7 protein-coding genes are annotated in these 7,883 nt (G+C 57.0%); 1 reads left to right on the top strand and 6 read right to left on the bottom strand.

From position 1 onward, the window contains the following. The 3 genes from GG26_RS10875 to GG26_RS10865 all read right to left on the bottom strand — a co-directional run. On the bottom strand, positions 1–1,903 hold a 1,903-nt coding region (locus GG26_RS10875; protein ID WP_414390536.1), incomplete at its 3' end, for a UPF0182 family protein. Between the two features lie 4 nt (positions 1,904–1,907). Beyond that, positions 1,908–3,278 (bottom strand): TIGR03279 family radical SAM protein, encoded by a 1,371-nt coding sequence (locus GG26_RS10870; protein ID WP_414390533.1) that lies wholly within the window; start codon positions 3,276–3,278, stop codon positions 1,908–1,910. 42 nt (positions 3,279–3,320) lie between these two features. Further along, the gene (locus GG26_RS10865; protein ID WP_011430637.1) at positions 3,321–3,608 is read right to left on the bottom strand and encodes a DUF2103 domain-containing protein; all 288 of its coding nucleotides are present in this window, start codon (positions 3,606–3,608) and stop codon (positions 3,321–3,323) included. A gap of 239 nt (positions 3,609–3,847) precedes the next feature. On the opposite strand from GG26_RS10865, the gene GG26_RS10860 reads away from it, so the two are divergent. Further along, on the top strand, positions 3,848–5,005 hold the full coding sequence (locus GG26_RS10860; protein WP_414390530.1) for a hypothetical protein: 1,158 nt from the start codon (positions 3,848–3,850) through the stop codon (positions 5,003–5,005). A gap of 9 nt (positions 5,006–5,014) precedes the next feature. Here GG26_RS10860 and GG26_RS10855 read toward each other — a convergent pair whose 3' ends face one another. From GG26_RS10855 to GG26_RS10845, 3 genes are all read right to left on the bottom strand, one after another. Further along, positions 5,015–5,968: a J domain-containing protein gene (locus tag GG26_RS10855; protein ID WP_414390527.1), complete on the bottom strand. Its 954-nt coding sequence runs from the start codon at positions 5,966–5,968 to the stop codon at positions 5,015–5,017. A 194-nt stretch (positions 5,969–6,162) separates the two neighbouring features. After that, positions 6,163–6,864: a tetratricopeptide repeat protein gene (locus GG26_RS10850; protein ID WP_228375243.1), complete on the bottom strand. Its 702-nt coding sequence runs from the start codon at positions 6,862–6,864 to the stop codon at positions 6,163–6,165. After that, positions 6,857–7,765: an HAD hydrolase family protein gene (locus GG26_RS10845; protein WP_099813378.1), complete on the bottom strand. Its 909-nt coding sequence runs from the start codon at positions 7,763–7,765 to the stop codon at positions 6,857–6,859. Before GG26_RS10845 ends, GG26_RS10850 begins: the two co-directional genes overlap by 8 nt. Between the last annotated feature and the right edge of the window lie 118 nt (positions 7,766–7,883).

Raw genomic sequence — 7,883 nt, 5'->3', positions numbered from 1 at the left:
CCTCTAGCGGCTTGAACAGGGTGGGGTAGATGCGGGCGTAGGCTTGGATGAGGGGATCCCGAGGGTCGGCAATGTACCAGTCGATGCTGCCGTTGTAGGCGTCCAGCACCGCCTTGACAGAGTTGCGGATGTAGTTGAAGGGGAAGCCGGGCAGATGCTCCGAGTAGGGGTAGCGGCTGCTGGTGGTGTAGGCATCGAAAAACCAGTAGAGCCTGCCCCCTTGAATTACCAGGTAGGGATCCTGGTCGTAGAGCAAAAAGGGCATCACCTGGCGCACCCGTTCCCGGATTTGGCGGCGATAGAGGAAGCGGGTGCTGGGGGAGAGCTCGCGGCTGAGAAGGATGCGCAGATCCCGGAAGTGCCAGGCGTAGAGAAGCCGTTGCCAGAGGTGGGGGATGGGCACGCCGCCCGTGCCGCGGTAGCTGCTGTAGACATAGCGATCGGCAGCGGGATAGTCCAGCTCACGCGCCTCGGCCCCCACGAACACGTCGGTGGTGGTCAGCTCGCTGTAGTAGAGGGCCGGCTGCTCCACCCGCAGCACCTGCGCCACCTCTGGATAGCGGGGGGAAACCCGCGGTGGGATATCCGATAGGAAAAAGTCCGGCAGCCCCTCAGCAGTAACCACGTTGACTGGGCTGAGGGTGAGGCCATAGCCGTGGGTGTAGAAAAAGCGCCGGTTAACCCAAGTTTGGGCAGCCGGTGGTACCTGGGCAAAGTCCAGCTCGCGCGCTGCATGCATCACTTGGCGCAGCTCTCCCCCGATGCGGTAGCGATCCACATCCACATAGGGAAATTGGTAGTAAGGGCGGATCTCCTGCAGTTGGCGATAGGTGGCCAAGAGGGGTTCTGTATCCCAAAGACGCACGTTGCGCAGGGTGGATTGATTTTGCTGCAGGATCTCCCAGGTCAGGGATCCCTCTTCTGGGAAGGGCTTGACCTCCACCTCGGCCAGGCCAAAGCCGGCGCGAGTAAAACGGATGTTGTGCTCGATGTAGGGGCGCTCCAGCTCCAGCTCGTTGGGCGTGACCAAAAGGGTTTGCAGCAGTTGCGGGTAAAGCCGGGTGGTCAGCAGCCCAAACCCCAGGTAGGCCCCCCAGAGCAGGGCCGGCGCCAGCAGGGAACTGGCCCAGGCAGGGCACCAAGACTTGAACAAGGGAAGGTTGAATCGGATCCCCTGGCGGGCCAAAGCCCAGAAGCCAACTGCTGTCAGGAAAGCCACCCCGCTCATCAACGTGGTAGCTGGCAAAGTGGCGTGCACATCGGCAAAGCCGGCGCCAAAGACGACGCCGCGGGTGGAATAGAGCAGCTCGTAGCGCTCCAGCCAATGGCCCCAGGCACGAAGCAAAAACAGAGCTCCCCCCAAGATCAGCAGGTGCCGTTGGGCAAATAAAGACAGAGCCAGCGTCAGCCGCTGCTCCGATAGCCCCAGCTCCACTAGGTAAATAAGCGCCACCGTGATCAAAGTGAGCAGCACTAGGTTGAAGCACCACTGCTGCAGCGTCTCCCAGAAGGGCAGGCCGAAAAGAAAAAAGCCCAGGTCGCGACCGAAGATTGGATCGGACTCGCCGACAGGGACTTGGTGCAACCAGAGCAGCAGCGCGAACCAGTGCTGAGAAAGAGACCAGGCCAAGCCGCCGCTCAACCCCAGGGCAATGGCCCAGGCCCCGGCTGTGCTTGCCCCCCGCCAGCAGGCGCGGATGTTGGATCCCACCACCGCCAGGGCAAAGGCAAAGGCGCCCAGGCCCAGCCCCCAGCGAGCCAGCACCCGCGTCCAGAGCACCGGCAGGGCATTCAGCTCGGCAAACCAGGCCAGATCGACATAGAAAGAGGCCAAAGCTGTGATGGCCAGGATCCCCAGCCCCGCCCAAAGCAAGAGAACCAACCCTCGCTGTAGCCGCTGCATAGCCTCACAGCGTCCCGCTCGAGGTCGCCCTTGATCCTAGCCGCTGCACCGCCTGCAGCAAGCCCGCCGGGCCCCCATCCACCCGCATCACCGGGATCCCCACTTGGGCCTGCAACTCTTGCCAGGTGAGATCGTCCAAAAAGCGCTCCCCATCCTTGAGGGCGATCTGGGGCAAAAGCAGGCCGTCGTAACTTGCCAAGTTTTCAACCGATTTCAAAGCGCCCAGAATGTCTTGCCCCGTCAACAGTCCGGTTACCGTCAGGGTTTGTCCCCAGAATTGGCTGGCAATGGGCAGAAGATGCAACTGCAACCTGGGGATGCTGTTCATCCGCTCCACCACCGGCTGGAAGGCTCGCTCCACTGCGTTGCCCACCACCCAGAGAACTTTGAGAGGAGAAGGGATCCCAGTCGGCAGCCGCACCTGCTCAAACTCGCTCAAGAACAGGCGCAGGGATCCCACTCCATTCCCCAGTTGGGGGTAATCTTCATAGTGCTCTGCCGGCGGCAATTCTCGATTTGCCAGCAAGTACCACTCGTCGGCCAGCCAGGCAAAGGTGGACCCCAATTCTTGCCGAAACTGCGCCTGCAGCGCTTCTACCTGCGCAATCACCTCCGCCGCCTTGGCGGGATCCACCGGGATCAGCTCGTCATTGGGGGGGCGGAAGCGGGTCAGCCCCACCGGTACCACCGCCACCGAGAGGACGGTTGGGATCCCTTCGACAGGTTGGCGAAAAGCGGCCAGATCCAAGAGCGTGCGGGTGAGGTGCTCTCCATCGTTCCAGCCCGGGCAGACCACCACCTGGGCATGCACTTGCAGGCGGTGTTGGCGAAACCAGGCCAACTGCTCCAGGATCAGACCGGCGCGCGGGTTTTTGAGCAGGCGGCTGCGCAGCTCCGGCTCCGTGGCATGAACCGAGACATAGAGGGGGGAAAGGCGCAGGCGGGCGATGCGATCCCATTCGGCAGCGGTCAAGTTGGTAAGGGTGAGGTAGCTGCCGTAGAGAAAGCTGAGGCGGTAGTCGTCGTCTTTAAGGTGCAGCGTTGCCCGCATTTCAGGGGGCTGTTGGTCGATGAAGCAAAAGGGGCAGGCGTTGGTGCATTGGATGAGGCCATCGAACAAAGCCGTCTCAAACTCCAGCCCCAGATCTTCATCGATGTCTTTTTCCAGCTCGACGATGCGCCGGATCCCTTGGCTGTCCAGGATCTCCAGGCAGAGATATTCATCGGCACACAAGAAGCGATAGTCAATGAGATCGCGGGGCTTCTCGCCGTTGATGCTCACCAGGGCCTCCCCTGGCCGAATGCCCACCTTTGCCGCCAGGGATCCGGGCACCACAGCGCTAATGCGGGCGGGCTTGAGGCTAGCACGGGACATGGCGCGCCCAAAGCAGGACTGCGTTGCCAAGAAAACCCCAATCTACTCCAAGCAGCGGCGAATCGCTGCTTCCAGCTCCAACTGGCTGAGGTCGGTAACCACGAAGACCTCTTGCACGCTGCTGCCCTTGCGGGCCACCAACTTGTAGCCCCCTCGAATGGGCACGGAAACCCGCAACTGCAACTGCGGGATCCGCCCGCGACTGCAAGACAGAGCACCTGGCGTTACGGTTTTAATGCCAGGTTGTCGAGTCAGGCGCTCCAGAACAGGAATCAGCCCGGAAATGTGGGTGGAGTGGTTCCAAACCAGACGACCGGCAGGCTCAGACATGGCGGCAACGCAACAGCGAGGAGGGCTAGATCTCTATGCTAGGCTCTTGCCCCTGTAACTGAGAATAAACCTTGGCGAACTCTCCAAGTACAAGTATTTTCAGAAGGTTTTCTCTGTGCTAGTTTGACGGCAGCAAACGCAGGGAGCTCCTGACTCATGGTTGCCGAGCAAGTCATCCTCGAGATCCCCGAAGCCATCCTGAAAGGCCTGCAGAATGGAACCTACGAGGCGTAGGCGGCGTGGTGCGAGAAGTGGCCTCTAAGCGGGTGGTGGCCTGGCTGAGAGAAACTGGAGGCTTGACACTCGCAGATAGCATTAGCAATTGCATCCCGGCAGTGGACATAGTCAACGGGATTATTGCCAACATTCAGTTGAGGCAGATCAACCTAAGACTAATTGACACTAGAGGTAAACTAAACACTGTCTTAGGCTTAACCAAATTCAATGCTGCTATTGGTCTAACTAACTTGGGTTTGTCTGCCGTAGACTTTGCAGTCGTTACCTCTAAACTCAATCAAATCGATTCTCGAATCCAAAGTCTTCAAGCATCCGTAGAAAGTCTTCGAGAATCCATAGATAGATCGCTTCTTGCCAAAGCTAAGTCTGCTATCGACGTTGCAGAAATAGCTTTGAAGATGTCTTCTTCGACCAACAGGAAGCGATTGGTAACCGAGGTCATTCAGCCTCTGCTTGAGGCTGAGCACTATTATCTAGCTGCGTGGGATTCCAATTGGAACAAGAACGACGGCATTTTGGCTTGCGAGTACATCTTAATCCTATCTTTAGTCTATGTTACAGAGATTGAATGCTACCTAGAGATGGAGGAACATGAGATAGCTCTGAAACGCCTGGCGGAGGCAGAGGAGATTCTAAGACCTGGTATTAGAAAGTATGTCGAGCTTTTGTTGACCACGAAACCTTCAGTATATCTTCACAAGGCTTACCAAGAAGGAGTTAGCCTATCAAGCGTCGTGGAGATTCTCAAGTATGTAAAGGGTGAATCGGATGTGGATAAGCTGTTTGACAAATATATACGACCAGATATTTTCAGCGCACAAAGCATTGAATCCTATTTTGATAGTATGCCGACAAGATCTAAGAATGCTATCCTTGCCCTCATTGCCCCACGTTTGATTGATCCAAGCTGGTGGACAGTCTTGGATCGCATAGTTTGGGATCCTCCTCGGAGAGAAGCTATCATCAGTCGAGCAAATCAGGTTATAGCGGCTGCCCAGTCCATGATCGAATTGGACAGGAGACTGGAAGGCTACAGATACGAAATCACTGAAATGACTCGGCTTGGCCTCAGCTACCAAGAGTGGCAAAGTCTGGTTTTGCCGCCAAAAAACTCGTCTGAGGATCCAGACCCCAAAGTTTTACTGCTCCTGCCGGCTTAGGAAGCAGAATCAATGGGGGTAGAATCCGCCGCCCAAACCAAACAAGACGGCTAATATGCCAATACCGACAGCGATCCCAGCTGCTAGTTTCAGATCCTCCTTTAGCTTTTCAGCGTCGGCTCTTTCCTTTATCGCTGTCAACAGGAAGAGTTGATCCTCTCCGCTAAGCCCGCTTATAAACTCAGGGGATAAAGACTCAAGGGGGAGACTCTTAAAGTAGTCGATCCTGCTCCTGCAGTAAAGCGTCAGTTGAGAGAGCTCTGAGCTTTTTTCTTTCTCGCGCAGTTCCATTTCTGACTTTGCCCTTTCTTGGAGACTTTTGGCTTTTTCCACTTGCTCTTTACTATACCCAGATTCAAAAAATGCCGACCAAGCGGATACCAAAGCAATGAGTACGAGTATAGCACCAATCCATCCCCAGCCTCCTAAGAAAGCCAACAAGCCCAAAAACAAAAAGACAAAGCAGCTCTGTATGTTTTCGTCTCTAGTAAGGAAGGTATAGTCAACTCTGGCATCCTCTTCCTTAATGCCGATTAAAATAAGGTTTCTCTTTAGCTCTGACTTCACTTGCTCTATTTTCTGGTTATAGTTGGTTTCAATCCTTCGCCTCCGCAGCTCTATCTCCTCGGCAGCTTTCTGTATCTTGTCAGGGTCAAACGGCCAAGTGCTGCCGTCTTGTGTGCTGTAGCTTGGTTTGGCTTTTAGACCTAGATCACGTTCGTTTCCTTTCGTTTGGAAAAGCCTCTGGGAATCGTAGGCTTTCCGCTTTACGGGATCACTCAGCACTGAATAGGCTTCTTGAAGGGACTTAAATTTTTCTTCGATGTACCGTCGGGCCTTTTCCGGTGTACCGGGAGGAAGCCGATCGGGATGATACTCTTTGGCAAGCCGCCTGTAGCTCTCTTTGATTTCTTCAGAGGTCGCGTCGGGTTTTACCTCCAGCTCGCTATAGAAATCTTTCATGAAGGGATCCCGCCTCTGCTGCCTTGCTAGCAGGATTCTACTGCTGCTCCTGCAAGCTTGAAAAGTGCTGTTTAATACCAGCCTTTTTTTATGCCCTAAGTGTCAAGCGCGCTGGGGAAAGCTCCACTCCCAGTAGCTCTCGGGGGGGGGTTAGCTCTCCTTCCTAAGCTGTAGCTGTCTGGGCCCGGTTTGGACTAGTCCAACTCCCGCCGACGTAGCCGTTGCAAGGCCGAGAGAGGCTTCTCCTCTTCTGGCTGCTTTTTCGAGGCGGCTGCCCGTGGAGTGGTTGTCTTGTCCCTTTCGGGCTCGAGCGCAGGCTTGGCTGCTTCTGGCTCAGCGGCTGGAGGGCGAGGCGGGTTGCTGGCCTGCTGGTTGGGCAAGGGCACCGACTCCAGGGGGGCCAGCAGGGACTGGATGTGGCTGTAGGTTTCGGGATTGCTGCGGGCAGCATGGGCCAAGAGGGTAAGCTGCTCCTTGGCCGCTACCAGGTTCCCTAACTTAAGATCCACCAGAGCCAATTGGTAGCGTGCCTTAAAGCTAGTGGGATCCACTTCTACGGCACGTTGGAAGGCAGCTCGCGCCTCTGGGAGGTTGCCCTGGCGGGCGTAGATCAGGCCAAGGTTAAAAGGCACGTCGGGATCCCGCTCGCTGGGGAGAACTTTGGTTTTGTCTTCCAGCTCAAGGGCGGCCCGGTAGGCGTTGATGGCTAGGGTGTGAAAGCCCATCTGCAGGTAGCGGGCTGCATCTTCCTTGAGTTGGGCCACTGTCGGCTCCCCGGTGAGCAGATTCATAGGCGGCTGGGCAGAGGCAGGCAGTCCTAGCGCCAAACTCAGCAGGCATCCCACCACACGCAGGCCCAAGGGAGCAGTCCGTCCACCGGTTTGTTGCTTATTCATCCCCATGATCGGTTTCCTCCAGCCACCTCAACACCACTTCGTTCCACCCCTCAGGACCGGGGAGCCGGGCCAGTTGCCACTGGGTCTGAACCTCTGGCCCGCCGAGGCGAACGGCCTCCTTCCAGAGGCTATCCGCAATTGGGCTGGGAAGCACTACTTTCCGCTCCACCCACCGCAAAAAAGCCAAATCTGGGGGGGAGCAGCCGATGCCCAAGGCCCTGACAGGGCCCAAATGCCGCTGGTAGCAATCCAGGAGCAGCCGCACCGCCTGTTCTCCCGGTAGGGAACTGGGCTCTGAGGTTAAGGTTGTCCGCCTCCAGCCGGTCAAATACCACCGCGAGGGGTCGGAGAAGTGGAGCTGGTGCAGCCGTAACAAGTGCTGGGTGAGGGTGGCCTCTTGTTGGGCAAGGGCTTCTCGCAGCCTTGCTGGATCCCCGGAATAGCTGAAAATCTCGCTATATTCCCGCTTTTGCACCCGTTCTGCTTCCTCCAAAGGGATCCCAGTGGCGGCAGCTAGCTCCGAGGCTGTCCAATCCCCGAACCCGATGAGATCCAAGTGGTAATCTTGGCGCACCTGTTGCAAAATGTGGCGCAAGCAGGGGTAGGGCAATCCCAGGGCACACACGTAGTAGGGAGGGCGGTGTTGCCAGCGCTCGTCCAAAATGCCTGCGGGAAAGTAATGTTCGGGAACGTAAATAGCGGAGCCGTCCTCGCAGATGAAGGGATGCTCCAGGCGCAGTTGTCGACACAGATGTTCCAGTTGGGCGCGGGTACGCAGGCTGTAGAGCACTAAGGGAATGGAGCGGCGCTCCAAAGCCGCCAAAGCTTGTCGGGCAGCGCCATAGCTGTTGGACTGGGGATCTAAGAGGCTGCCATCCAAACTGCTGAGGACAAGTCGCATAAGCCCAGGAAAGGAAAAGGCGCTGGCAGCAGTCAATTAGCCAGATCAAACGGCCTCTAGCCCGAGGAGCGCAAGCCGGATCCCTGAGGCGGGCTTGGGGCTCAAGCGGCCAGCATTC

Source organism: Synechococcus sp. 'PEA 65AY6A-5F PE A', assembly GCF_047462575.1.
Taxonomy (GTDB): domain Bacteria; phylum Cyanobacteriota; class Cyanobacteriia; order Thermostichales; family Thermostichaceae; genus Thermostichus.
This window is presented reverse-complemented; position numbering and strand designations above follow the sequence as displayed.

Coding starts and splice junctions, on each gene's coding strand:
- GG26_RS10870 (WP_414390533.1), bottom strand. CDS start 3,278: ATGTCCCGTGCTAGCCTCAAGCCCGCCCGCATTAGCGCTGTGGTGCCC.
- GG26_RS10865 (WP_011430637.1), bottom strand. CDS start 3,608: ATGTCTGAGCCTGCCGGTCGTCTGGTTTGGAACCACTCCACCCACATT.
- GG26_RS10855 (WP_414390527.1), bottom strand. CDS start 5,968: ATGAAAGATTTCTATAGCGAGCTGGAGGTAAAACCCGACGCGACCTCT.
- GG26_RS10850 (WP_228375243.1), bottom strand. CDS start 6,864: ATGAATAAGCAACAAACCGGTGGACGGACTGCTCCCTTGGGCCTGCGT.
- GG26_RS10845 (WP_099813378.1), bottom strand. CDS start 7,765: ATGCGACTTGTCCTCAGCAGTTTGGATGGCAGCCTCTTAGATCCCCAG.